The sequence below is a fragment of the Streptomyces sp. NPDC047853 genome (assembly GCF_043204535.1).
Classification (GTDB): Bacteria; Actinomycetota; Actinomycetes; order Streptomycetales; family Streptomycetaceae; genus Streptomyces.
Genome location: NZ_JBIDCI010000001.1, coordinates 299,669 through 322,167, shown reverse-complemented (window position 1 = coordinate 322,167; position 22,499 = coordinate 299,669). Strand labels below are relative to the sequence as shown.

The following is a 22,499-nucleotide window of genomic DNA, read 5'->3' as shown; positions in this document are numbered from 1 at the left end:
CGGCCGGGCCCGACCGACAAGGAAAGCCGGCGCGGCCCCAATCACCGCTCCCGGAGGAAACTTCCGTGCCGGCTGGAACGCTGTACCGCGGCCGGGAAGGAATGTGGTCCTGGGTGGCTCATCGAGTCACCGGCGTCCTCATTTTCTTCTTCCTGTTCGTTCACGTGCTGGACACCGCTCTCGTGCGGGTGTCCCCCGAGGCCTACGACACCGTCGTGGCCACGTACAAGACGCCGATCGTCGCGCTGCTGGAGTACGGCCTCGTCGCCGCCATCCTGTTCCACGCGCTCAACGGCCTGCGTGTCATCGCCGTCGACTTCTGGGTCAAGGGCGCCCGCTACCAGAAGCAGATGCTCTGGACCGTCGTCGCCCTGTGGGTCGTGCTCATGGTCGGGGCGATCTACCCCGTCCTCGGCCACGCCGCTCGTGAACTGTTCGGGAGCTGACGCACATGTCGACCACTGAAACCACCCCCTCCGGCATCGGCCCCGTCGAGGGCGCGGGCGCCTCGGTCTACACCGTGGACAACCCGGCGCCGCTGATCGAGCCGCCCCGCAAGCGGACCAAGAAGTCCCCGAAGTCCACGCGCGGCAACTTCGAGATGGCCGCCTGGCTGTTCATGCGCCTGTCCGGCGTGGTGCTGGTCGTCCTGGTCATCGGGCACCTGCTCATCCAGCTGGTGCTGGACGGCGGCGTCTCGAAGATCGGCTTCGCCTTCGTGGCGGGCCGCTGGGCCTCGCCGTTCTGGCAGGTCTGGGACCTCCTGATGCTCTGGCTCGCGATGCTGCACGGCACGAACGGCCTGCGCACGGTCATCAACGACTACGCGGAGCGCCCGAACACCCGCCTGTGGCTCAAGGGCCTGCTCTACACCGCCACGGTGTTCACCATCCTGCTGGGCACGCTGGTGATCTTCACCTTCGACCCGAACATCCGCTAGGCACGGGGCTGCGAAAATCATGAAGGTACACAAGTACGACACCGTCATCGTCGGCGCCGGTGGCGCCGGCATGCGCGCGGCCATCGAGTCGACGAAGCGCAGCCGCACCGCCGTGCTGACGAAGCTCTACCCCACCCGCTCCCACACGGGCGCCGCGCAGGGCGGCATGGCCGCCGCGCTGGCCAACGTGGAGGAGGACAACTGGGAGTGGCACACCTTCGACACGGTCAAGGGCGGTGACTACCTGGTCGACCAGGACGCCGCGGAGATCCTGGCGAAGGAGGCCATCGACTCGGTCCTCGACCTGGAGAAGATGGGCCTGCCCTTCAACCGCACGCCGAACGGGACGATCGACCAGCGCCGCTTCGGCGGTCACAGCCGCAACCACGGCGAGGCCCCGGTCCGCCGGTCCTGCTACGCGGCCGACCGCACCGGTCACATGATCCTCCAGACGCTGTACCAGAACTGCGTCAAGGAGGGCGTGGAGTTCTTCAACGAGTTCTACGTCCTGGACCAGCTGATCACCGAGGTCGACGGCGTCAAGAAGTCCGCCGGTGTGGTGGCCTACGAGCTGGCGACCGGCGAGATCCACGTCTTCCAGGCGAAGTCCGTGATCTACGCGTCCGGCGGCACCGGCAAGTTCTTCAAGGTGACCTCCAACGCGCACACGCTGACCGGCGACGGCCAGGCGGCCGTGTACCGGCGCGGACTGCCGCTGGAGGACATGGAGTTCTTCCAGTTCCACCCGACCGGCATCTGGCGCATGGGCATCCTGCTGACGGAGGGCGCCCGCGGTGAGGGCGGCATCCTCCGCAACAAGGACGGCGAGCGCTTCATGGAGAAGTACGCGCCGGTCATGAAGGACCTCGCCTCGCGCGACGTCGTCTCGCGCTCCATCTACACGGAGATCCGCGAGGGCCGCGGCTGCGGTCCCGAGGGCGACCACGTCTACCTGGACCTCACCCACCTCCCGCCGGAGCAGCTGGACGCCAAGCTGCCCGACATCACGGAGTTCGCGCGGACCTACCTCGGCATCGAGCCCTACACGGACCCGATCCCGATCCAGCCCACCGCGCACTACGCCATGGGCGGCATCCCGACCAACGTCGAGGGTGAGGTCCTCGCGGACAACACCACCGTCGTCCCGGGCCTGTACGCGGCCGGCGAGGTGGCCTGCGTCTCCGTGCACGGCGCCAACCGCCTGGGCACCAACTCGCTGCTGGACATCAACGTCTTCGGCAAGCGGGCCGGCATCGCGGCGGCGGAGTACGCCCAGAAGGCGGACTTCGTCGAGCTGCCGGAGAACCCGGAGTCCCTGGTCGTCGAGCAGATCGAGCGGCTGCGCGCCTCCACCGGCACCGAGCGGGTGGCCGAGCTCCGCCGCGAGCTGCAGGAGTGCATGGACGCCAACGTCATGGTGTTCCGCACCGAGCAGACGATCAAGACGGCCGTCGAGAAGATCGGCGAGCTGCGCGCCCGCTACCGGAACGTGTCGATCCAGGACAAGGGCCGGCGCTTCAACACCGACCTGCTGGAGGCCGTGGAGCTGGGCAACCTGCTCGACCTGGCGGAGGTCATGGCGGTGTCCGCGCTCGCCCGCAAGGAGTCGCGCGGCGGTCACTACCGCGAGGACTTCCCCAACCGCGACGACGTCAACTTCATGCGCCACACCATGGCGTACCGCGAGGTGGGCGACGACGGCGCCGAGTCCATCCGGCTCGACTACAAGCCGGTCGTCCAGACCCGCTACCAGCCGATGGAGCGTAAGTACTGATGGCTACCCCTGTCATGGAGAAGAGCGACAAGGCCCCCGAGCCCGGCTTCGCCGACTCCCCTTACATCACGGTCACCTTCCGCGTCCGGCGGTTCAACCCGGAGGTCTCGGCGGAGGCGGCCTGGGAAGACTTCCAGCTGGAGATCGACCCGAAGGAGCGCGTCCTCGACGCGCTGCACAAGATCAAGTGGGACCTGGACGGAAGCCTCACCTTCCGCCGTTCCTGCGCGCACGGCATCTGCGGTTCGGACGCCATGCGGATCAACGGCAAGAACAGGCTCGCCTGCAAGACGCTGATCAAGGACATCAACCCCGAGAAGCCGATCACGGTCGAGGCCATCAAGGGCCTGACGGTCCTCAAGGACCTGGTCGTCGACATGGAGCCGTTCTTCCAGGCGTACCGGGACGTGATGCCCTTCCTGATCACGAAGGACACCAACGAGCCGACGCGTGAGCGCCTGCAGTCCGCCGAGGACCGCGAGCGCTTCGACGACACGACGAAGTGCATCCTCTGCGCCGCCTGCACGTCCTCGTGCCCGGTGTTCTGGAACGACGGGCAGTACTTCGGCCCGGCGGCGATCGTCAACGCCCACCGCTTCATCTTCGACTCGCGCGACGAGGCCGGCGAGCAGCGGCTGGAGATCCTGAACGACCGCGACGGCGTCTGGCGCTGCCGCACGACCTTCAACTGCACGGACGCCTGCCCGCGCGGCATCGAGGTCACCAAGGCGATCGCGGAGGTGAAGCGGGCGCTCATCACGCGCCGCTTCTGACCCGTCGGCGACCGCCACGGCCGAGGGCCCCGATCGACGTGATCGGGGCCCTCGGCCGTTCCGCGTCGCGGGCGGCCGAGCCGCCCGGGTGACGGGGGGTCAGCCGCGCAGCGGGCGGCCTTCCTTGTCCGTGCGGTCGTTGCTGACCAGGAACATGATGCCGTCGATCAGCGCCCAGACGCCGAGGCCACCGCAGGTCAGCAGCTGGGCCACGCCCACGCCGACGGAGCCCACGTAGAAGCGGCCGATGCCCAGGGTGCCCAGGAAGAGCTGGAGGATACCGGCGATGATCTTCGACTTGTCCGAGTACGGACGGCCCTGCGGGTCGACACCGTAGGGAGCGGCGGCGTTCGGGGGGACGGTCATGGTGGTGCTCCTGGAAGACGTGGGACGGACCGGGGCGGATGGCCCCGGCGGCCCAGGAGGGAACACCGCTGATCGCACGCTCGACGCACGGCGGCTCACGTCAGTGACGTGGCCGTCCCCCCCTGTGCGTGACGAAGCGTAGGAGACGGGCGGGGTGGTTGGGAAATATTATGATCCAACGTTCCCATTTCGTGATCCTCGCTCACATGATGCCTGCTCACGTGCCCCGTGCCCACGTGACCCGTGCTCACGTGACCCGTGCTCACACGACGTTGCGGACGACCGTCCAGGCCACCGCCGTCAGCAGGATCAGCGCCTGCGCCCACGGGGCGAGCCGCGGCCGGTAGCGGCGGCCGCGCAGTCCCTCCACCGTCCAGCGGCCCCACAGCGCCAGCGCGAGGGGCGCGGCCAGCAGCAGGGCCCGGTTGTCCAGCCAGGCGGCGGCGAAGTGACCGTGCATCAGGTCGTACGTCATGCGGGTGCCGCCGCAGGCCGGGCAGAGCAGCCCGGTGACGAAGCGGAAGGGGCACTGGGGCAGCAGGTGCCCGGGCTCGTGCGGGTCGGTGCCCCACAGGTACGCGGCGCCCGCGATCCCCGCGGCGAGCACCGCCAGGGGTGCCGCCGCGGGGTGCCGGATCAGGCGCCGCGCCCCGGGTGGTGCGGGACGCGCCGCGTCAGCCACGCAGGATCCGCCCCTGGGCGTCCGTACGGTCGTTGCTGACCAGGTAGATGATGCCGTCGACCAGCGCCCAGAAGCCCAGTCCGCCGCAGGTGAGCAACTGGGCTATGCCCATGCCGACGTTGCCGACGTAGAAGCGGCCGATGCCGAAGGAGCCGAGGAAGAGCTGGAGGATGCCGGCGACGATCTTCGACTTGTCCGAGTACGGGCGGCCGTAGGGGTCGTAGCCGAAGGGCACGTTGGGGTCGGGGGCGTAGTAGCCGGGCGGCGGCTGGTAGCCCGGTGCCTGGTAGCCGCCGGGCGGCGGCTGCTGGCCGGGCTGCTGGTAGGCGCCCTGCGGGTAGCCGTAGGGGCCTGCCTGACCGGCCTGGCCGGCCTGGTCGGAGCCCTGGTTCGGGTAGCCGTAACCGGGCGGCTGGGACGGCTGCTGCGGCTGCTCGCTCACAGTGGTGTCACTCCTGGACGTCGCGGGAAACTGCCGGTCATATTGCAGGACCGGAAGGACAAAGAGAAGTCGGGGCCCACCAGGGCCGTCCGCCCGGGCGAGTGACCGCGCCGCCGCCCCGCCGCCGGTTGCGACCGGTTCGCGCCCCGCACACCTAATGTGACGTCATGTCAGATCATGAGTCGTACGAACTGCTCGGGTTCGACAACGTCCTGCTGCCCGTCGGGGAACTCGGCGCGGCCGTCGACTTCTACGAGCGGGCCGGCTTCCCGGTCGCCTTCCGGCTCGACGAGGCCGGGATCGCCCTGCTGAAGGCCGGCGGCGAGACCCCGGGCATCCTGCTGCGGGCCGAGGAGGAGTTCGGGCGGCGGCCACCGCTGTGGCCCGCCGCGCGGGTGTGGTTGGAGGTGTCGGACGCCCGCACCGCCGCCCAGGCCCTGCGGGACGCCGGGGTGGAGCCGCTCGACGAGCCCTTCTCCGTCGCCACCGGCTGGACCGTCGAGTTCGCCGACCCCTGGGGCAACGTCATCGGCCTCACGGACTACTCCAAGCGGCCCGAGCTGGCCCGCCGCCCCTGAGGCCGACCCCCGCCCCTCCGCCGCCACCCCTCCCCACCCCTCCCCGCCCCCGCCGCCCCTCCCCGACTCTCGCTTGAACGTGTTCAAAAACAGGTCTAGAGTCATCCCCGTCAGCGTTTTGAACGCGTTCAAGAAGGGGTGGGGCATGGACCGCACCGTCATCGCCTACGTCATCTACCTGCTGGTCAGCATCGGTCTGACCATCTGGGTGGCCCGCACGCTCAGCCGCAACGGCCGGGTCTTCCTCGCCGACGTGCTGCACGGCAACGAGAAGCTCGCCGACGCCGTCAACCACCTCCTGGTGGTCGGCTTCTACCTCGTCAACCTCGGCTTCGTCGCCCTCTACCTGAGCGGCGACGAGACCATCGCCGACACCCGGGGCGTCTTCGAGGCCCTGTCCACGAAGCTCGGCGTGGTGCTGCTGGTACTCGGCGTGATGCACCTCGGCAACGTGTACGTGCTCAACCGCATCCGGCGGCGCGGGGTGATGGAGCGGGAGCAGGTGCCGCCGGTCCCGCCGCAGGGCTGGGTGGCCCCGACGGCCGGGGCCTGAGCCGATGGTTCCCGCTCCCGGGACGGCCGGCGCCCCCGTGCGCCGGCTCACCGTCCTCTACGACGCCGAGTGCTCCCTGTGCACCCACGTACGGGACTGGCTGCTGCGGCAGCCGCGGCTCGTGCCGCTGGAGCTGGTGCCGGCCGGGTCGGACCAGGCGCGCCGACGCTTCCCCGGACTCGACCACGGCACCTCCCTGGAGGAGGTCACCGTGGTCGGCGACGCCGGGCAGGTGTACCGGGGCGCCGCCGCCTGGATCGTCGTCCTGTGGGCGCTGCGCGAGCACCGGCCGCTCGCCCACCGGCTCGCCACGCCCGCCGGGGCGAAGCTGGCCAGGGGCGCCGTGCTGGCCGCCGCCCAGTGGCGCCAGGGGGGCCGGTGGGGCGGCAACGGCTACCGCCGCGCCGACGGCTGGGTCTACGAACCCGGCCACGGGTGGAGGTACGCGGGACCCGGCTGTGACGACGGCACCTGCGCCACTCGTTAGGCTCTGGTCCCGTGCCTGCGAAGAACGACGGCCCCGACGACGGTGCCCCCCTCAGCAAGTCCGAGCAGACCCGCGCGCTGATCCTGGAGACGGCCATGCGGCTGTTCCAGGAACGCGGTTACGACCGGACCACCATGCGGGCCATCGCCCAGGAGGCCGGGGTCTCCGTCGGCAACGCGTACTACTACTTCGCCGGCAAGGAGCACCTGATCCAGGGCTTCTACGACCGGATCGCCGCCGAGCACCAGGCGGCGGTCCGGGAGGTGCTGGCCAAGGAGAGCGACCTGGAGTCGCGGCTGGCGGGCGTGCTGAAGGTCTGGCTGGACATCGCCACGCCGTACCACGAGTTCGCGGTGCAGTTCTTCAAGAACGCGGCCGATCCGGACAGCCCGCTCAGCCCCTTCTCCCCGGAGTCGGAGCACGCGCGCGTGGAGGCCATCAGCGTGCACCGCTCCGTGCTGGCCGGGACGAGGACCAAGGTGCCCGCGGAACTGCGGGACATCCTGCCGGAGCTGATGTGGCTCTCCCAGATGGGCCTGGTCCTGTACTGGATCTTCGACCGGACCGAGGGGCGCGAGCGCAGCTACCGCCTCGCCGAGCGCGGCGCCCGGCTCACCGCGCGGGGTGTGGCCCTGGCCCGCTTCCGGGTGCTGCGCCCGCTGGTGCGCGAGGTGCACGAGCTGTTCACGGACTTCCTGCCCGGGATGACCAAGGCGCTGCCGGACCCGGCGAGGAAGGCGGCGCCCCCCAAGGACGCCGCCGCGCCGGGCCCCTCAGGCCCGCAGTGAGGCCAGTTCGATCACCGTGACGTCCGAGGGCGCCCCCACGCGCGTGGGCGGGCCCCAGGCGCCGGCGCCGCGACTGACGTAGAGCTGGGTGTCGCCGTAGCGCTCCAGGCCCTCCAGGGTCGGGTTGGCGGCGCCCGCGACGAGGTTGCCGGGCCAGAGCTGGCCGCCGTGGGTGTGGCCGGAGAGCTGGAGGTCGACGCCGTGGTCGACGGCGTCGTGGATCTGCACCGGCTGGTGGGCGAGGAGCACGCACGCGCGGGCCCGGTCCCGGTCGCCGAGGGCCCGGGCGTAGTCGGGGCCCTGGCCCTCCTCCTCGCCCGCCACGTCGTTGACGCCGGCCAGGTCGAAGTGGGGCAGCTCGGTGCGCGCGTTCTCCAGCGGGAGCAGGCCGAGCCGCCGCACCTCGGCGACCCACTGCTCGGCACCGGAGAAGTACTCGTGGTTGCCGGTGACGAAGTACGCGCCGTCCCTCGCTCGCAGCCGGGCCAGCGGGGCCGCCGCCGGACCGAGGTCCTTCACGCTGCCGTCGACCAGGTCGCCGACGACGGCGATCAGGTCGGGCTGCGTGCCGTTGATCGTGTCGACGACCTTCTGCGCGAAGCCCCGGCCGAGCACCGGGCCGAGGTGGATGTCGCTGACCACGGCGATGCGGTAGCCGTGCGCCGCGCGTGGGAGCTTGGCCAGCGGTACGGTGACCCGCTTCACCGTCGGGCCGTTCAGCACGCCGTACGTGCCGGCGCCGACCGTCCCCACGGCCGCCGCGGCGGCCGCGCCGGCGACGACGCGGGAGACGAAGAGACGGCGGGAGGGGAGGGCGAGGGGGCTCTCGGGCCGGCCGCCGGACCCGGCGTCGGGCGCGGTGCCGGGCGGGACGGCGTCCGGGGCGGCGCCCGGCCCGGAAGCGGGCGCGGCCTCCTCGCGGGCGGCCTCCTCGCGCGGGGCCGTCCCCGCCGGTATGCGCTCGGCGTCCGCGCCCGGGGCCGGTGCCGTCCCCGGCGCCGCCTCCCCCGTGGCCGTCCGCCGGGCCGTCCGCCGCTCCAGGAACCGGCGCAGCAGCGGCCGGACGACCTCGCCCACCAGCAGCGCCAGCAGCAGGTACATCGACAGGGCCAGCCACAGGAAGCCCGGCCAGGCCAGGACGCGTTGCAGCCAGAAGGGGGCGCCCGCGCGCTCGGCGACCAGCGCGGCCACCGCCAGCACCCAGCCGCCGGCGATCACCACCGCGCCGATACGGCGCACCGGGCCGGGGGCCCGGGTCGTGTCGCGGAACAGGCGCCGCCACAGGTACCAGTTCGCCGTGACGAGGACGCTCACCACGGCCAGCGCGACGAGCGCGAAGACGACCACCATGCCGTCGATTCCCCTCAGTTGTGACGTCCTCGACGCCTATGACGTTCGGCGCAGTGCGCGCAGTCCGCGCAACCCGATGACCCCGACGGCCGTCCCCAATACGAAGGACACGACCGCGAGCAGCAGGTGCACCCAGAAGTACGCCGTGGGGTCGCCGTCCTCGAAGGCGAGCCCGCTGCCGTCCTTGACCAGGTTTTTGACGAAAGTGATCCAGATGATCCAGCTCCACACCCCGAAAGCGAGCAGGAACCAGGAGACGGGGCGGCTGAGCTTCATGGCTTCAGTATCGCCGCCCGGTGTCCGGAACCGTGCGCGGGGTGGGGAGGGGGCTAGGTCAGCGCCGGTCGCGGGCGGTACGTTCTCGCTCGTGCCCGCACCCAAGAAGACCGTCCGGCGCGCCCTGACGGTCGCCTCCGCCGCCCTGACCGCTCTCGCCGCCCTCACCCCCGGCGCGCTGGCCGCCCCGGATCCCTCGGCGAGCCCGTCGGCCACCCCGCCCGCGTCGATGTCGACCGTGGGCGGCGCGCGGCTCGGGAAGCCCGGCACGCAGGTCGCACTCGCGGGCGGGGTGCCGGTGCTGCCGAAGGACCTCACCGCCCGTTCCTGGATCGTGGCCGACGCCGAGTCCGGCGACGTGCTCGCCGCGCACAACGCGCACTGGCGGCTGGCCCCGGCGAGCACCCTGAAGATGCTGTTCGCGGACACGCTGCTGCCGAAGTGGCCGAAGTCGACCAAGCACAAGGTCGTCCCTTCCGACCTGGTGGACGTCGGCGCCGGGTCGAGCATGGTCGGCATCAAGGAGGAGGAGACCTACACCGTCCACGACCTGTGGCTCGGCGTCTTCCTGCGCTCGGGCAACGACGCCGTGCACGTGCTGTCCGCGATGAACGGCGGCGTCGAGAGCACCGTGGCGGAGATGAACGCCCATGCCGAGGAGCTCCAGGCCCTCGACACGAACGTCGTCACCCCCGACGGCTACGACGCCCCGGAGCAGGTCTCCTCCGCGTACGACCTGACCCTGTTCGCCCGCTCCGGGCTGCAGAAGAAGGACTTCCGCGAGTACGCGTCGACGGTCAGCGCCAAGTTCCCGGGCGAGACGAAGAAGGACAAGAAGGGCAGGACGTCCCGCGAGCCCTTCGAGATCCAGAACACCAACAGGCTGCTGTCCGGCGACTCGGACGTGGACGTCTACCCGGGCATCGCGGGCGTGAAGAACGGCAACACCACCAACGCGGGCTCCACCTTCACCGGCGTCGCCGAGCAGGGCGGCAAGGTGCTGCTGGTCACGGTCATGAACCCGGCGAAGGACGAGCACAACGAGGTCTACAAGGAGACCGCCCGCCTGTTCGACTGGGGCTTCAAGGCGGTCGGCAAGGTGGAACCGGTCGGTGAGCTGGTGCCGCCGAGGAGCGCCGCCCAGCCGAGCCCCGCGCCGGACGACACCGCCGTCGGGGAGGCCGGCGGCACCGGGAAGGGCGCGGCGGGCACCCAGCCGGTGGCGGGCGCCCCGGCCGCCGACGGCTCCAGCGGGGTCGGCGTCGCGGCCGGCATCGCCGGCGGGCTGCTGGTGCTGCTCGCGGGCGGCGTGTTCCTGATCAACCGGAAATGGCCGCTGCCGGACCTGGTCCGTCGCCGGACCCGCCCGTGACGTCCTGCTCCCCGTCCTCCTGGTCGCCGAGTTCCTGCTCCTTGCTGCCCGTCGCCGTCCAGGAGGCGCAGAACAGCACCAGCTTGCAGGTGAAGTTGATCCACAGCAGCAGCGCGACGGGGACGCCGAAGGCGCCGTACATGCTCTTCGCGGCGACGCCCTGCATGTAGCCGCTCAGCAGCAGCTTCAGCAGTTCGAAACCGATCGCGCCGATCAGCGCGGCCACCACCAGGCGGCGGCGCTCCGGCTTGGCGCCGGGGAGCAGGGTCAGGACGTACAGCAGCAGGAGGAAGTCGGCGAGTACGGCGACGGCGAACGCGGCGATGTAGAGCAGCACCCCGCCGAAGCCGCCCTCGGGGATGCCGAGCCGGCTGATGATCCAGCCGACGAGCGCCGAGGCGACGGTGGAGATGGCCACGGTGACCAGGAGGGCGCCGCCGAGGCCGACGAGGACGCCCCCGTCCTTGACCCGGTGCATGACCGGGTTCTCCTCCTCGTCGGGCAGCTCCCAGACGGCGCGCAGGCAGCCCCGGGTGGCGTCGACCCAGCCGATGCCGGTGAACAGCAGCAGGGCGCCGGAGATGAGGCCGACGGTGCCGGCGTTGTCGATCAGGCCCTGGATGTCCAGCTGCTCGGAGATGCCGGGGATCTGCTCGGCGATCTTGTCCTGGAGCTGGTCCTGCTGCTCCTTGCCGAGCGTGGCGGCGGCGACGGCCGCGGCCAGGCTGAGCAGCGGGAAGAGCGCGAGGAAGCTGGTGAAGGTCATGGCGGCGGCCAGCCGCGTCCACTTCACGCGGTCCAGCCGCTCGTAGGAGCGCCAGGCGTGCGTGGTCATCAGCCGTGCCACCCACGGCCCCACGACGGGGAGCTTCTTCAGCCAGTCCATGATCCGACCCTGCCCCCGGTTCCCTCGTTCCATGATCCCGCTGCGCCGCCGGTCGCGGGACCGGTGCGGAACACCAGGGTCCTTGTGCCCCAGAAACGCAGAAGCGTGGCAAGGAACATGCCGACGACCGCCCCGGAGACGGTGTCGGCACGCTGCGAGGTGAGGCCGAGGCCGTAGTGGCTGATCGCCAGGCAGAGCAGTTGGACGGCCGCGCCGGCGGCGTTCACGGCGAAGAACACGGCGTAGGGGCGCAGGCCCCGCGGGCGGCGGTGCCGGTAGGGGCCGAGCGCGTTGCCCGCGTACGCCACGGAGCAGCCGGCGAGGAAGGACAGGGTCTTGGCGGTGAGCGGATCGAGGCCGGCCGGGCCGCGCAGGAGCGTGAAGAGGCCGAGGTCGACGGCGTAGGCGAGGAGGCCGGCGGCGGCGAAGCCGGCCAGTTCGCGTCGGGTGCCCGGGGTGCGGGCGGTTACCAATTGGCCACCGCCAGGCCGTACATCGCGATCCACGCCACCCCGATCAGCGCGAGCGCGCGGTCGCGCAGGACGACGTCCTCGGGCTCGCCGGCGGTGCCGCGGTCGGCGAAGACGGCGTAGCGCAGGACGGCGAGGATGAAGGCGACCATGGACAGCTGGCGCCAGGGCAGGACGCTGGTGTGCGGGACGCCGCCCTCCTCCATGGCCCACAGGCAGTAGCCGAGGACGGCGACGCCGGCCGCGAGCTGCCAGACGAAGCGGAGGTAGCCGGTGGTGTACTCGGTGAGCAGCGCCCGCGTGGCGCCCGCCTTCCCGGCCATCTGGACGGCTTCGGAGTAGCGCTTGGCCGAGACCATGAAGAGCGCGCCGAAGCCGGTGGTGATGAGGAACCAGCGCGACAGGGGGATGCCCAGCGCCAGGCCGCCGATCATGGCCCGCATCAGGAAGCCGGTGGTGACGACGGCGAGGTCGACGACGAGGACGTGCTTGAGGGTGACGCAGTACGCCAGCTGCATCGCGAGGTAGGTGGTCAGCAGGGCGGCGACGGCCGGCGGGCACAGCCAGGCCGCGGCGACGGGTGCGAGGACGCCGAGGGCGCCCCCGACGGCGTAGGCGACCGGTACCGGGACCTGTCCGGCGGCGACCGGGCGGTGCCGCTTGACGGGGTGGGCGCGGTCGGCCTCGGCGTCCCGGGCGTCGTTGACGAGGTAGACGGCGGCGGCGCAGGCGGTGAAGAGGACGAAGACCAGCGCGAGCTGGACCAGGGTGTGCCGGGAGAACAGCTCGCCGGCGGCGGCGGGGGCGGCGACGACCAGGACGTTCTTGATCCACTGGCGGGGGCGCGCGGTCCTGAGCAGGCCGGGCAGCAGCCCTGTGCGGCCGGGCGGGGCGGGGTCCGGCCGCTGTTCGGGGGCGCGTTGCCGCAGGACCGCCGTCTCAGTCACGGGTGCCTCCGCGCATCCAGTCGGCGCCGAGCCGGGCGGTGAGCGCGCCCAGGGCCGCGCCCGCCGCCACGTCGGAGGGGTAGTGGACGCCGACGACCAGCCGGGAGACGCAGACGGCGGCGGCGACGGGCCGGACGGCGCCGATGCCCAGCGCGCCGAAGGCGACGGCGGCCGCCGCGGCCGAGGCGGCGTGCGAGCTGGGGAAGGAGTGCCGGCCGGCGGTGCGCACCAGGGGCACGACGTGGGTGGGGCGCGGGCGGCGCACGACCCGCTTGACTCCCATGCTGACGAGGTGCGCGCCCGCGGTGAGCGCCGCTGCGCGCAGCCAGGCGCCGCGTCGCGCGCCGTCCACGGCGGCTCCGGCGAGGCCCGCCGCGAGCCACAGCGCTCCGTGCTCCCCGGCCCAGGACAGGGCACGCGCGGCACCGGCCACGCGCGGGTCCGTGCCGCAGGCTCTGAGCGCCGTCACGATCCGGTGGTCCATGTCGTCGAGGTCGTCCATGTGACCTCACTGTTCACGCCGACGCCGCGGGAAGTCCGGCATGATGGAGCGACATACCATTAATCACCCGTTTCGGGTATGAGCGGGATGTGTTGGAACTAATCGTTCTCATGAGGGCGATACGGTCACCGGCATGTCTGCCGACACCGTTCCCGCCGCCGAAGAGGGCCCCGCCGTCGCCTGGGGACCCGTCACCGGCTGGGGCCGCACCGCGCCCACCGCCGCCCGGCTGATCCGCCCCCGGACCTACCAGGAGGCCGCCGACGCCGTGCGGGACTGCGGCGCCCGCGGCGGCATCGCGCGGGGTCTGGGACGGGCGTACGGGGACGCCGCGCAGAACGCGGGCGGCGCCGTGCTGGACATGACGGGCCTGGACCGCATCCACGCCATCGACGTCGCCGGCGGCACCGTGCTGTGCGACGCGGGCGTCTCCCTGCACCGGCTGATGGAGGTCCTGCTGCCGCTCGGCTGGTTCGTGCCGGTGACGCCCGGCACCCGCTACGTGACCGTCGGCGGGGCGATCGGCGCGGACATCCACGGCAAGAACCACCACGTGTCGGGCTCCTTCGCCCGGCACGTGCCGGCGTTCGAGCTGCTCACCGCCGACGGCCGGGTCCGCACCGTGGAGCAGGGCACCCCCCTGTTCGACGCCACCGCCGGCGGGATGGGCCTGACCGGCGTGATCCTCACCGCCACCGTGCGGCTCCAGCCGGTCGGGACCTCCCTGATGTCGGTCGACACCGAGCGCGCCACCGACCTCGACGACCTGATGGCCCGCCTCACGGCCACCGACCACCGCTACCGCTACTCGGTCGCCTGGATCGACCTCCTCGCCCGCGGCGCGGCGACCGGCCGGGCGGTGCTCACCCGCGGCGACCACGCCCCGCTGGACGCGCTGCCCGAGCACGGGCGGGCCCGGCGGGCACCGCTGGCCTTCCGCACCTCCCGCCTGCCGGCCGCTCCCGACCTCGTCCCCGACGGCCTGCTGAGCCGGACGACGGTGGGCCTGTTCAACGAGCTGTGGTACCGCCGGGCCCCCCGCCGGCGCACCGGCCAGCTCCAGCGGATCTCCACGTTCTTCCACCCCCTGGACGGCGTCCCGCACTGGAACCGGGTCTACGGCCGCGGCGGCTTCGTGCAGTACCAGTTCGTCGTCGGCCACGGGCGGGAGGACGCCCTGCGCCGGATCGTGCGGCGCATCTCGGAGCACCGCTGCCCGTCCTTCCTGGCCGTCCTCAAGCGGTTCGGGGACGCCGATCCGGGGTGGCTGTCCTTCCCCGTGCCCGGCTGGACCCTCGCCCTGGACGTCCCGGCGGGGCTGCCGGGACTCGGTGCCTTCCTCGACGAACTCGACGAGGAGGTCGCCCAGGCCGGCGGCCGGGTCTACCTCGCCAAGGACTCCCGGCTGCGGCCCGAGCTGCTCGACGCGATGTACCCGCGGCTGGACGACTTCCGCGCCCTGCGGGCCGAGCTGGACCCGCGCGGGGTGTTCGTGTCCGACCTGGCCCGCCGTCTCCACCTCTAGGCAATCAGGAGCTGCAGTGAAGGACGCCTTCGGCATCCCCCAGTCCCTTCTCGTCCTCGGCGGTACGTCCGAGATCGCGCTCGCCACCGCGCGCCGTCTCGTCGCCCGCCGCACCCGCACGGTCTGGCTGGCCGGCCGCCCCTCCCCCGCCCTGGACCGGGCGGCCGAACATCTGCGCGGCCTCGGCGCCGAGGTGCGCACCGTCGCCTTCGACGCACTCGATCCCGAGTCCCACGAGGCGGCGCTCGGCAAGGTCTTCGCCGAGGGCGACGTCGACCTGGTGCTGCTCGCCTTCGGCATCCTGGGCGACCAGGCGCACGACGAGCGCGAGCCGCTGAACGCCGTGCGGGTGGCGCAGACCAACTACACCGGGGCGGTGTCGGCCGGGCTGGTCAGCGCCCGTGCCCTCCAGGCCCAGGGCCACGGCTCCCTGGTGGTGCTCTCCTCCGTGGCCGGTGAGCGGGCCCGCCGCGCCAACTTCATCTACGGCTCCAGCAAGGCCGGCCTGGACGCCTTCGCCCAGGGCCTCGGCGACGCGCTGCACGGCACCGGCGTGCACGTCATGGTCGTGCGCCCCGGGTTCGTACGGTCGCGGATGACCGCGGGGCTGGAGGAGGCGCCGCTGGCCACGACGCCCGAGGCGGTCGCCACGGCGATCGAGCTGGGGCTGCGGCGGCGCTCGGAGACGGTGTGGGTGCCCGGCGCGCTGCGGGTGGTGATGTCGGCGCTGCGGCACCTGCCGCGGGCGGTGTTCCGGCGGCTGCCGGTCTGAACGGGGCTACCGGGCGGGCAGGGAGCCGCTCTCCACGCGCCCCGTCTGCGGGGGCACCGTGGCGCTGCCGAAGGGGAACTCCCGCAGCTTGCGCCACACCCCGTCGGCGCCCTGCTCGTAGAGCGCGAAGCCGGTGCAGGGCCACTGGGCCTCGTAGTCGGCCAGCTCCTCGTAGGCGCGGTCCATCGCCGCCTCCTCGATGCCGTGCGCGACGGTGACGTGCGGGTGGTACGGGAACTGGAGTTCGCGGGGGACCGGCCCGGAGGTGTCCCGGACGCGCTTCTGCAGCCAGGCGCAGGCCGCGGCGCCCTCGACCACCTGGACGTAGACCACCGGCGACAGCGGGCGGAAGGTCCCGGTGCCGGCCAGCCGCATCGGGAAGGGCCGGCCGCGCGCCGCGACCTCCGCGAGATGGGCCTCGATCGCGGGCAGCGCGGCGCCGTCGACCTCGGTCGGCGGCAGCAGGGTGACGTGCGTGGGGATACCGTGAGCAGCGGCGTCGCCGAAGCCCGCGCGCAGCTGCTGGAGCTGGCTGCCGTGAGGCTCCGGGACCGCGATCGACACGCCGATCGTTACGGTCCCCACGTCGTCTCCTGTCGTTCCGTGTCACTGGTGGTGTGTCGCGGTGTCGGACACCCGGCTATCGACTGTACGGCCACGGCCGTGCCCTGGGCAGGCGCAACCGGAGTGATGTGCAGCGCTGTGACGGCGTACCGGGGCGCACGGGTGTACTGGGACCCGCACTGAGGTGCGGGGCCGTGCTCAGTGCTTGGCGGGCAGGAAGCCCACCATGTCGTAGGTCCGGGCGAGGGTCTCCGCGGCGACGGCGCGTGCCTTCTCCGCGCCCTTGGCCAGGATCGAGTCCAGCGTCTCCGGGTCGTCGAGGTACTGCTGGGTGCGCTCCCGGAAGGGGGTCACGAACTCGACCATGACCTCGGCGAGGTCCGTCTTGAGCGCGCCGTAGCCCTTGCCGGCGTACTTCTCCTCCAGCTCGGCGACGCCCGCGCCGGTGAGCACCGAGTAGATGGAGAGCAGGTTGCTGACGCCCGGCTTCTCCGCCGGGTCGAAGCGGATCACGGTGTCCGTGTCGGTGACCGCGCTCCTGACCTTCTTCGCGGTGGCCTTGGGCTCGTCCAGGAGGTTGATCAGGCCCTTCGGCGTCGACGCCGACTTGCTCATCTTGATCGACGGGTCCTGGAGGTCGTAGATCTTCGCCGTCTCCTTGAGGATGTACGGGGAGGGGACGGTGAAGGCCTCGCCGAAGCGGCCGTTGAAGCGCTCGGCCAGGTCGCGGGTCAGCTCGATGTGCTGGCGCTGGTCCTCGCCGACCGGGACCTCGTTGGCCTGGTAGAGCAGGATGTCCGCGACCTGGAGGACGGGGTACGTGAACAGGCCGACGGAGGCGCGCTCGGCGCCCTGCTTGGCGGACTTGTCCTTGAACTGGGTCATGCGGCTCGCCTCGCCGAAGCCGGTGAGGCAGTTCATGACCCAGGCGAGCTGGGCGTGCTCGGGGACGTGGCTCTGGACGAAGAGCGTGCAGCGGTCCGGGTCCAGACCGGCGGCCAGCAACTGGGCGACGGCGAGCCGGGTGTTGGCGCGCAGCTCCTTCGGGTCCTGCGGCACCGTGATCGCGTGCAGGTCGACGACCATGTAGAACGCGTCGTGGGTCTCCTGCAGCGCCACCCACTGGCGGACGGCGCCGAGGTAGTTGCCGAGGTGGAACGAGCCTGCGGTGGGCTGGATTCCGGAGAGCACGCGGGGTCGGTCAGTCGCCATGCGCACCATTCTCTCAGGTTCCACCCGTGGCTCGTTCCCCCGGTCGCGGCCGTCAGCCGAGGTCGATCTCCGGGTACAGCGGGAAGCCCGCCACCAGGTCGGTCGCCCGGCGGGAGATCTCGTCGGCGGTCTTCGCGTCGAGGACGTGGGAGGCCTTGGAGGGGGCGCCGGACTTGGTGGTGCCGGCCTCGGCGGCGGTCAGGACGCGGTCGATCAGGCCCGCGACCTCCTCCATCTCCGCCGTGCCGAGGCCCCGCGTGGTCAGTGCCGGGGTGCCGATCCGGATGCCGGAGGTGTACCAGGCGCCGTTCGGGTCGGCCGGGATCGCGTTGCGGTTGGTGACGATGCCGGAGTCGAGGAGGGCGGCCTCGGCCTGGCGTCCGGTGAGGCCGTAGGAGGACGCCACGTCGATCAGGTTCAGGTGGTTGTCGGTGCCGCCGGTGACCAGGGTGGCGCCGCGCTTCATCAGCCCCTCGGCGAGGGCGCGGGCGTTGTCGACGATGCGCTGGGCGTAGTCCTGGAACGCGGGCCTGCGGGCCTCGGCGAGGGCGACGGCCTTGGCGGCCATGACGTGCGGGAGCGGGCCGCCGAGGACCATCGGGCAGCCGCGGTCGACCTGGTCCTTGAGGGAGTCGTCGCACAGGACCATGCCGCCGCGCGGGCCGCGCAGCGACTTGTGGGTGGTCGTCGTCACGATCTGGGCGTGCGGGACCGGGTCGAAGTCGCCGGTGAGGACCTTGCCCGCGACGAGACCGGCGAAGTGCGCCATGTCGACCATGAGGGTCGCGCCGACCTCGTCGGCGATCTCGCGCATGATCCGGAAGTTCACCAGCCGGGGGTAGGCGGAGTACCCGGCGACGATGATCAGCGGCTTGAACTCCCGGGCCGAGGCGCGCAGGGCCTCGTAGTCGATGAGGCCGGTCGCCGGGTCGGTGCCGTAGGAGCGCTGGTCGAACATCTTGCCGGAGATGTTGGGGCGGAAGCCGTGGGTGAGGTGGCCGCCGGCGTCCAGGGACATGCCGAGCATCCGCTGGTTGCCGAAGGCGCGGCGCAGCTCGGCCCAGTCGGCGTCGGTCAGGTCGTTGACCTGGCGGGCGCCGGTCTTCTCCAGGAAGGGCACCTCGACGCGGGCGCCGAGGACGGCCCAGAAGGCGACGAGGTTGGCGTCGATGCCGGAGTGCGGCTGGACGTAGGCGTGCCGGGCGCCGAACAGCTCGCGGGCGTGCTCGGCGGCCAGCGACTCGACGGTGTCGACGTTGCGGCAGCCGGCGTAGAAGCGGCGGCCGACGGTGCCCTCGGCGTACTTGTCGCTGAACCAGTTGCCCATGGTCAGCAGGGTGGCCGGGGAGGCGTAGTTCTCCGAGGCGATCAGCTTGAGCATCTCGCGCTGGTCGGCGACCTCCTGGCCGATCGCGTCGGCCACGCGCGGCTCGACGGCGCGGATGACGTCGAGGGCGGCTCGGTAGGCGGTGGACTCGGGGGTGCGCTCTGCGGACACGGGGGCCTCCGGACGTTGTGTTCAGCGTTCACGGTACGGACGGCCCAGGCGCACGGCACTCGTTGCTCGGGCCGCTCCCCGATGGTTGGTCCATCCCAGCGCGCCAGTCACGGCCCGGGGGCAAGGCTACCGGAAGGCGTCCGCCGGGGTGCCGTGCGGAGCCGCACCGGGCCGCTCGACCGGCACGGGTGCGGCGGATCGCCGTGGACGGCGCCTCGACGGCGTCGGCCGGGCCGGTGACCCGGCGGGTCACCGGCCGGAGGACCCCTACGGCAGCGCCCGGCACAGCGCGTCCAGCGCCCCCGCCCAGGCGTGGTCGGGCGGGGTGCCGTAGCCGACCACGAGGGCGTCCAACGGGGGGACGGCCGCCTCGGGGTGCCGGAAGGTGGACATGCCGTGCACCGCCAGCCCGTGCCAGGCGGCGGCCCGGACGACCTGCTGCTCGGTGCCCGGTGGCAGCCGCAGGACGGCGTGCAGTCCCGCGGCGATGCCGGTGACCCGCACCTCGGGGGCGCGCTCGGCGAGGGCGGCGACCAGGGCGTCGCGGCGGCGCCGGTAGCGCAGCCGGGCGGCCCGCACGTGCCGGTCGTAGTCGCCGGAGCCGATGAACTCCGCGAGGGTCAGCTGGTCGAGGACGCCCGGGGTGCGGCCGGCCATGGCGTCCATGGTCTCCTCGACGAGCGAGGCGGGCAGCACCAGCCAGCCCAGGCGCAGGGCGGGGGCGAGGGACTTGCTGGCGGTGCCCAGGTAGACGACGCGGTCGGGGTCCAGTCCCTGGAGGGCGCCGACGGGCTGGCGGTCGTAGCGCAGCTCGCCGTCGTAGTCGTCCTCCAGGACCAGGCCGCCGGTGGCGCGGGCCCAGTCGATCAGTGCCGTGCGGCGCTCCGGGAGCAGCGGCATGCCCAGCGGGAACTGGTGGGAGGGCGTCAGCAGCACGGCCCGGGCGGTGATCCGCTCGTCCGGCAGGCGGGTGCCGCGGTCGTCGAAGGGCAGCGGCGGCACGGCGAAGCCCGCGCGCCCGAGCAGCCGGCGGTGGTGGGGCAGGCCGTAGGACTCGACCGCGAGGGAGCGCGCTCCCCGGCGGTGCAGCAGGTCGGCGAGGACACCGAGTCCGCCGAGGAAGCCGGAGCAGACGACGATCCGGTCGGGGTCGGCGCGCACGCCCCGGGCGCGGGAGAGGTACCCGGCGAGCGCGGTGCGCAGCTCGACGCGGCCGCGGGGGTCGCCGTAGCCGAGGGCCCGGTCCGGTGCGGCGGTCAGGGCGCGGCGGGCCGCCCGCAGCCACCGGGTGCGGGGGAACGACGCGAGTTCGGGGGTGCCGGGGACGAGGTCGTAGGCGGGCGGGGCGGGTTCCCGGCGGTGCGGGGCGGGGCGGGTGGGGGCCGGGCGGTGGCGGGGTACGGCCGGTGTCCGTTCGGCGACCCGGGTGCCGGAACCCTGGCGGGCGGTGAGCCAGCCCTCGGCGACCAGGTCGGCGTAGACCTCGGCCACGGTGTTGCGTGCCACGCCCAGGTCGCCGGCGAGGGAGCGGGAGGAGGGCAGCCGGGTGCCGGGAGCCAGCCTGCCGCCGCGGACGGCCTCGCGCAGGGCGTCGGTGAGGCCGCGGCGCAGCCCGGGCCCGGAGCGGTCGAGGTGCAGGTCGACGCCGAAAGTGGCCCACGGATTCCCCATGGGAATGGACCATACTCCTGGGCTGCCCCGCTTCTAGTCTCGAAGGCATGACGACGAACACGACGCAGACGACGCCAACGACGAACCCGGCGGGTACGGCCGCCGCTCCCGACTCCTTCGCTCCCGAGCAGGCCCCCCGGCTGGAGTGGGCCAAGCACGCCCCCGAGGTCTGGAAGGCGATGCTGCGGCTGGAGAAGGCCGCGGGCCAGGGTCTTGACCCCAAGGTGAAGGAACTGGTGAAGATCCGCGCCTCCCAGCTCAACCACTGCGCGTTCTGCCTCGACATGCACACCAAGGACGCGCTGGCGGCCGGTGAGAGCGTGGAGCGGATCGTGCAGCTCGCCGCCTGGGAGGAGTCGCGGCACTTCTACACGGAGCGCGAGCTCGCCGCGATCGAGCTGACCGAGGCGGTCACCGTGCTCACGGACGGGTTCGTGCCGGACGACGTGTACGAGCGGGCCGCGAAGTTCTTCGACGAGACGGAGATGGCCCACCTGATCGCCGCCATCACCGTGATCAACGCCTGGAACCGGTTCGGCGTGAGCTGCCGGCTGACGCCGGGGCACTACACGCCGGGCCAGTACGCGTGACGGCCCGCACCACCTTCCTGGCCGACGGCGTCCGTTCCGCACTGCGGGAACTGGGCGCCGCCGCCAAGCGGGGCCTGGGCGACCCGGCCCTCGCCGAGCTGGTGCAGATCCGCGCCTCGCAGCTCAACCGGTGCGCGTTCTGTCTGGACCTGCACCTCGGCATCGCCCGGAAGCAGGGCGTGGACGAACGGCAGCTCGGTCTGCTGGACGCCTGGGAGGAGGCCGGGGAGGTCTTCGACGCCCGGGAGCGGGCCGCGCTGGCGCTCACCGAGGCGGTGACCGTGCTGACCGGGGGCACCTCCCGGACGAGGTCCGGGGGAGGCTTCGTGCCGGACGGGGTGTACGAGGAGGCCTCCCGGCACTTCGACGCCGCCGCGCTGGCCCACCTGCTGGGGCTGATCGCCGCGATCAACAGCTGGAACCGGCTGATGGTCGGCCGGCGCATCCCGCCCGGCAGCGACGACTGGTGAGCGACCCCGGCCCCGGTCCGCCGCGGGGGGCGGGCCCGGGGCCGGGTCGCTCGGGTGCCGTCAGGGAAGCCAGCGCTTCCAGACGGACTCGTGGCCGTCCACCCACTTCCTCGCCGCCTCTTCGGGCCGCATCTTCTGTTCGGCGATCATCAGGGAGACCTGGTTCTGGTCCTCGGTGGTCCACCGGAACTTCTTCAGGAACTCCGCCGCCCTGCCGCCGTCCTTCGCGAAGTCGGCGTTGAGGTACTTCTGCAGCGGGGTCACCGGGTAGGCGCAGTCGACCTTCGCGGGGTCGGCGTCGCAGCCCTCCTTGTACGGCGGCAGCTTCACCTCCGTCATCGGCACCTTCTCGAACAGCCACTGGGGGGTGTACCAGTAGGTGAGGAAGGGCTTCTTCTCCTTGGCGAACTGCTGGATCTGGGTGATCTGGGCGGCCTCGGAGCCGGCGAAGACGACCTGGTAGTCCAGGTCCAGGTTGTCCACCAGGGCCTTGTCGTTGGTGACGTAGGACGGGGAGCCGTCCAGCAGCTGGCCCTTGCCGCCGCTCTCCGCGGTGCGCATGAGGTCGGCGTACTTGTCGAGGTTCTTCCAGTCGGTGACGTCCGGGTGCTTCTGCGCGAAGTACGTCGGGACGAACCAGCCGATGTGCCCGGTGACGCCGAGGTCGCCGCCGGGGGCGATGGTGCGCTTGTCCTTCACGTAGCGCTGTTCCTGCTCGGGGTGGCCCCAGTCCTCCAGGATGGCGTCGACGCGGCCCTGGCTGAGCGCGTCCCAGGCGGGGACCTCGTCGACCTGCACGGTGTCGACGCGGTAGCCGAGTTCGTGCTCCAGCAGGTACTGGGCGACGGCCACGTTGGCCTGGGCGCCGACCCAGGACTGCACGGACAGGGTGACCGTCCTCGCGCCCTGCGCGTTCGCGAACGGGGACGCCTGCTGGGTCATGTCGGCGGCGCCGCAGCCGGTGGCCAGCACCAGCACGGCGGCGGCAGCCGTGATCCGCTTGCGGGACAT

General features: G+C 72.4%; 27 protein-coding genes and 1 riboswitch. Of the genes, 13 read left to right on the top strand and 14 right to left on the bottom strand.

Annotated elements, in window-relative coordinates:
- Positions 1-65: 65 nt before the first annotated feature.
- From sdhC to ACGF5T_RS01565, 4 genes are read left to right on the top strand one after another with little or no spacing between them, the layout of a single operon-like run.
- Positions 66-446 carry a succinate dehydrogenase, cytochrome b556 subunit gene (gene sdhC / locus ACGF5T_RS01580; protein ID WP_079030355.1) on the top strand — a complete coding sequence of 127 codons (381 nt, stop codon included), beginning with the start codon at positions 66-68 and terminating at the stop codon, positions 444-446.
- A 5-nt stretch (positions 447-451) separates the two neighbouring features.
- Positions 452-940, top strand: a complete 489-nt coding sequence (locus tag ACGF5T_RS01575) for a succinate dehydrogenase hydrophobic membrane anchor subunit (protein WP_356601987.1) — start codon at positions 452-454, stop codon at positions 938-940.
- Between the two features lie 19 nt (positions 941-959).
- Positions 960-2,714 carry a succinate dehydrogenase flavoprotein subunit gene (gene sdhA / locus ACGF5T_RS01570; RefSeq protein WP_356601985.1) on the top strand — a complete coding sequence of 585 codons (1,755 nt, stop codon included), beginning with the start codon at positions 960-962 and terminating at the stop codon, positions 2,712-2,714.
- Entirely contained in the window at positions 2,714-3,487 is a 774-nt protein-coding gene (locus tag ACGF5T_RS01565) for a succinate dehydrogenase iron-sulfur subunit (RefSeq protein ID WP_053136005.1), read from the top strand. The genes sdhA and ACGF5T_RS01565 overlap by 1 nt, the downstream gene beginning before the upstream one ends.
- Positions 3,488-3,586: 99 nt before the next feature.
- On the opposite strand, the gene ACGF5T_RS01560 is transcribed toward ACGF5T_RS01565, so the two are convergent.
- The 3 genes from ACGF5T_RS01560 to ACGF5T_RS01550 all read right to left on the bottom strand — a co-directional run bounded on the left by ACGF5T_RS01560 (position 3,587) and on the right by ACGF5T_RS01550 (position 4,977).
- Positions 3,587-3,853 carry a TM2 domain-containing protein gene (locus tag ACGF5T_RS01560; protein ID WP_356601983.1) on the bottom strand — a complete coding sequence of 89 codons (267 nt, stop codon included), beginning with the start codon at positions 3,851-3,853 and terminating at the stop codon, positions 3,587-3,589.
- A gap of 262 nt (positions 3,854-4,115) precedes the next feature.
- Positions 4,116-4,535: a DUF2752 domain-containing protein gene (locus ACGF5T_RS01555; RefSeq protein ID WP_356601981.1), complete on the bottom strand. Its 420-nt coding sequence runs from the start codon at positions 4,533-4,535 to the stop codon at positions 4,116-4,118.
- Complete coding sequence (locus ACGF5T_RS01550; RefSeq protein ID WP_356601979.1) at positions 4,528-4,977, bottom strand: TM2 domain-containing protein; 450 nt, start codon at positions 4,975-4,977, stop codon at positions 4,528-4,530. Before ACGF5T_RS01550 ends, ACGF5T_RS01555 begins: the two co-directional genes overlap by 8 nt.
- A gap of 167 nt (positions 4,978-5,144) precedes the next feature.
- Between ACGF5T_RS01550 and ACGF5T_RS01545 the strand changes: the two genes are divergently transcribed.
- The 4 genes from ACGF5T_RS01545 to ACGF5T_RS01530 all read left to right on the top strand — a co-directional run bounded on the left by ACGF5T_RS01545 (position 5,145) and on the right by ACGF5T_RS01530 (position 7,383).
- The gene (locus ACGF5T_RS01545) at positions 5,145-5,555 is read left to right on the top strand and encodes a VOC family protein (RefSeq protein WP_356601977.1); all 411 of its coding nucleotides are present in this window, start codon (positions 5,145-5,147) and stop codon (positions 5,553-5,555) included.
- Between the two features lie 145 nt (positions 5,556-5,700).
- Positions 5,701-6,108 (top strand): hypothetical protein, encoded by a 408-nt coding sequence (locus ACGF5T_RS01540; protein WP_356601976.1) that lies wholly within the window; start codon positions 5,701-5,703, stop codon positions 6,106-6,108.
- 4 nt (positions 6,109-6,112) lie between these two features.
- Positions 6,113-6,595, top strand: a complete 483-nt coding sequence (locus ACGF5T_RS01535) for a DCC1-like thiol-disulfide oxidoreductase family protein (RefSeq protein WP_366767230.1) — start codon at positions 6,113-6,115, stop codon at positions 6,593-6,595.
- Positions 6,596-6,606: 11 nt separating this feature from the next.
- Positions 6,607-7,383, top strand: coding sequence for a TetR family transcriptional regulator (locus ACGF5T_RS01530; RefSeq protein WP_356601972.1), 777 nt, complete (start codon positions 6,607-6,609; stop codon positions 7,381-7,383).
- On the opposite strand, the gene ACGF5T_RS01525 is transcribed toward ACGF5T_RS01530, so the two are convergent.
- Positions 7,369-8,733: a metallophosphoesterase gene (locus ACGF5T_RS01525; RefSeq protein WP_366767229.1), complete on the bottom strand. Its 1,365-nt coding sequence runs from the start codon at positions 8,731-8,733 to the stop codon at positions 7,369-7,371. The genes ACGF5T_RS01530 and ACGF5T_RS01525 overlap by 15 nt on opposite strands.
- Positions 8,734-8,769: 36 nt before the next feature.
- Entirely contained in the window at positions 8,770-9,009 is a 240-nt protein-coding gene (locus ACGF5T_RS01520) for an SCO4848 family membrane protein (protein WP_366767228.1), read from the bottom strand.
- Positions 9,010-9,100: 91 nt separating this feature from the next.
- Here ACGF5T_RS01520 and ACGF5T_RS01515 point away from each other — a divergent pair, with 91 nt between their 5' ends.
- Positions 9,101-10,381 carry a D-alanyl-D-alanine carboxypeptidase gene (locus tag ACGF5T_RS01515; RefSeq protein ID WP_366767227.1) on the top strand — a complete coding sequence of 427 codons (1,281 nt, stop codon included), beginning with the start codon at positions 9,101-9,103 and terminating at the stop codon, positions 10,379-10,381.
- Here ACGF5T_RS01515 and ACGF5T_RS01510 read toward each other — a convergent pair.
- Genes ACGF5T_RS01510 through ACGF5T_RS01495 form a run of 4 tightly spaced genes read right to left on the bottom strand, consistent with a single transcriptional unit; the run spans position 10,329 to position 13,186 of the window.
- Positions 10,329-11,267 carry a YihY/virulence factor BrkB family protein gene (locus tag ACGF5T_RS01510; protein WP_356601964.1) on the bottom strand — a complete coding sequence of 313 codons (939 nt, stop codon included), beginning with the start codon at positions 11,265-11,267 and terminating at the stop codon, positions 10,329-10,331. The genes ACGF5T_RS01515 and ACGF5T_RS01510 overlap by 53 nt on opposite strands.
- Positions 11,255-11,740, bottom strand: a complete 486-nt coding sequence (locus ACGF5T_RS01505; RefSeq protein WP_366767226.1) for a GtrA family protein — start codon at positions 11,738-11,740, stop codon at positions 11,255-11,257. Before ACGF5T_RS01505 ends, ACGF5T_RS01510 begins: the two co-directional genes overlap by 13 nt.
- Positions 11,734-12,684: a decaprenyl-phosphate phosphoribosyltransferase gene (locus ACGF5T_RS01500; RefSeq protein WP_356601960.1), complete on the bottom strand. Its 951-nt coding sequence runs from the start codon at positions 12,682-12,684 to the stop codon at positions 11,734-11,736. Before ACGF5T_RS01500 ends, ACGF5T_RS01505 begins: the two co-directional genes overlap by 7 nt.
- A complete protein-coding gene (locus ACGF5T_RS01495; protein WP_366767225.1) occupies positions 12,677-13,186 on the bottom strand; it encodes a phosphatase PAP2 family protein in 510 nt (169 codons plus the stop codon). Before ACGF5T_RS01495 ends, ACGF5T_RS01500 begins: the two co-directional genes overlap by 8 nt.
- 133 nt (positions 13,187-13,319) lie before the next feature.
- Here ACGF5T_RS01495 and ACGF5T_RS01490 point away from each other — a divergent pair, with 133 nt between their 5' ends.
- A complete protein-coding gene (locus ACGF5T_RS01490; protein WP_361012601.1) occupies positions 13,320-14,711 on the top strand; it encodes an FAD-binding oxidoreductase in 1,392 nt (463 codons plus the stop codon).
- A 16-nt stretch (positions 14,712-14,727) separates the two neighbouring features.
- A complete protein-coding gene (locus tag ACGF5T_RS01485; protein ID WP_366767224.1) occupies positions 14,728-15,483 on the top strand; it encodes a decaprenylphospho-beta-D-erythro-pentofuranosid-2-ulose 2-reductase in 756 nt (251 codons plus the stop codon).
- A 6-nt stretch (positions 15,484-15,489) separates the two neighbouring features.
- Here ACGF5T_RS01485 and ACGF5T_RS01480 read toward each other — a convergent pair whose 3' ends face one another.
- The 4 genes from ACGF5T_RS01480 to ACGF5T_RS01465 form a co-directional block, all read right to left on the bottom strand.
- Positions 15,490-16,068, bottom strand: coding sequence for a 2'-5' RNA ligase family protein (locus ACGF5T_RS01480; RefSeq protein WP_356601952.1), 579 nt, complete (start codon positions 16,066-16,068; stop codon positions 15,490-15,492).
- 177 nt (positions 16,069-16,245) lie between these two features.
- Positions 16,246-17,259, bottom strand: coding sequence for a tryptophan--tRNA ligase (gene trpS, locus ACGF5T_RS01475; RefSeq protein ID WP_356601950.1), 1,014 nt, complete (start codon positions 17,257-17,259; stop codon positions 16,246-16,248).
- A gap of 52 nt (positions 17,260-17,311) precedes the next feature.
- Entirely contained in the window at positions 17,312-18,757 is a 1,446-nt protein-coding gene (locus ACGF5T_RS01470) for a glycine hydroxymethyltransferase (RefSeq protein WP_356601948.1), read from the bottom strand.
- A 35-nt stretch (positions 18,758-18,792) separates the two neighbouring features.
- Positions 18,793-18,878: riboswitch (ZMP/ZTP riboswitch) on the bottom strand.
- Positions 18,879-19,024: 146 nt separating this feature from the next.
- Complete coding sequence (locus tag ACGF5T_RS01465; protein ID WP_356601946.1) at positions 19,025-20,428, bottom strand: PLP-dependent aminotransferase family protein; 1,404 nt, start codon at positions 20,426-20,428, stop codon at positions 19,025-19,027.
- A gap of 47 nt (positions 20,429-20,475) precedes the next feature.
- Here ACGF5T_RS01465 and ACGF5T_RS01460 point away from each other — a divergent pair, with 47 nt between their 5' ends.
- Positions 20,476-21,018, top strand: a complete 543-nt coding sequence (locus tag ACGF5T_RS01460) for a carboxymuconolactone decarboxylase family protein (protein WP_366767223.1) — start codon at positions 20,476-20,478, stop codon at positions 21,016-21,018.
- A complete protein-coding gene (locus ACGF5T_RS01455) occupies positions 21,015-21,488 on the top strand; it encodes a carboxymuconolactone decarboxylase family protein (RefSeq protein WP_356601942.1) in 474 nt (157 codons plus the stop codon). Before ACGF5T_RS01460 ends, ACGF5T_RS01455 begins: the two co-directional genes overlap by 4 nt.
- Before the next feature lie 60 nt (positions 21,489-21,548).
- Here the strand turns inward: ACGF5T_RS01455 and ACGF5T_RS01450 are convergent, their stop codons facing one another.
- Positions 21,549-22,499: an ABC transporter substrate-binding protein gene (locus ACGF5T_RS01450; protein WP_361012612.1), complete on the bottom strand. Its 951-nt coding sequence runs from the start codon at positions 22,497-22,499 to the stop codon at positions 21,549-21,551.

Bases quoted from the DNA above. Each gene is read 5' to 3' on its own strand.
- ACGF5T_RS01575 (WP_356601987.1), top strand. From the start codon at position 452: ATGTCGACCACTGAAACCACCCCCTCCGGCATCGGCCCCGTCGAGGGC.
- sdhA (WP_356601985.1), top strand. From the start codon at position 960: ATGAAGGTACACAAGTACGACACCGTCATCGTCGGCGCCGGTGGCGCC.
- ACGF5T_RS01565 (WP_053136005.1), top strand. From the start codon at position 2,714: ATGGCTACCCCTGTCATGGAGAAGAGCGACAAGGCCCCCGAGCCCGGC.
- ACGF5T_RS01560 (WP_356601983.1), bottom strand. From the start codon at position 3,853: ATGACCGTCCCCCCGAACGCCGCCGCTCCCTACGGTGTCGACCCGCAG.
- ACGF5T_RS01545 (WP_356601977.1), top strand. From the start codon at position 5,145: ATGTCAGATCATGAGTCGTACGAACTGCTCGGGTTCGACAACGTCCTG.
- ACGF5T_RS01540 (WP_356601976.1), top strand. From the start codon at position 5,701: ATGGACCGCACCGTCATCGCCTACGTCATCTACCTGCTGGTCAGCATC.
- ACGF5T_RS01535 (WP_366767230.1), top strand. From the start codon at position 6,113: ATGGTTCCCGCTCCCGGGACGGCCGGCGCCCCCGTGCGCCGGCTCACC.
- ACGF5T_RS01525 (WP_366767229.1), bottom strand. From the start codon at position 8,733: ATGGTGGTCGTCTTCGCGCTCGTCGCGCTGGCCGTGGTGAGCGTCCTC.
- ACGF5T_RS01520 (WP_366767228.1), bottom strand. From the start codon at position 9,009: ATGAAGCTCAGCCGCCCCGTCTCCTGGTTCCTGCTCGCTTTCGGGGTG.
- ACGF5T_RS01510 (WP_356601964.1), bottom strand. From the start codon at position 11,267: ATGGACTGGCTGAAGAAGCTCCCCGTCGTGGGGCCGTGGGTGGCACGG.
- ACGF5T_RS01495 (WP_366767225.1), bottom strand. From the start codon at position 13,186: ATGGACGACCTCGACGACATGGACCACCGGATCGTGACGGCGCTCAGA.
- ACGF5T_RS01490 (WP_361012601.1), top strand. From the start codon at position 13,320: ATGTCTGCCGACACCGTTCCCGCCGCCGAAGAGGGCCCCGCCGTCGCC.
- trpS (WP_356601950.1), bottom strand. From the start codon at position 17,259: ATGGCGACTGACCGACCCCGCGTGCTCTCCGGAATCCAGCCCACCGCA.
- ACGF5T_RS01465 (WP_356601946.1), bottom strand. From the start codon at position 20,428: ATGGGGAATCCGTGGGCCACTTTCGGCGTCGACCTGCACCTCGACCGC.
- ACGF5T_RS01460 (WP_366767223.1), top strand. From the start codon at position 20,476: ATGACGACGAACACGACGCAGACGACGCCAACGACGAACCCGGCGGGT.
- ACGF5T_RS01450 (WP_361012612.1), bottom strand. From the start codon at position 22,499: ATGTCCCGCAAGCGGATCACGGCTGCCGCCGCCGTGCTGGTGCTGGCC.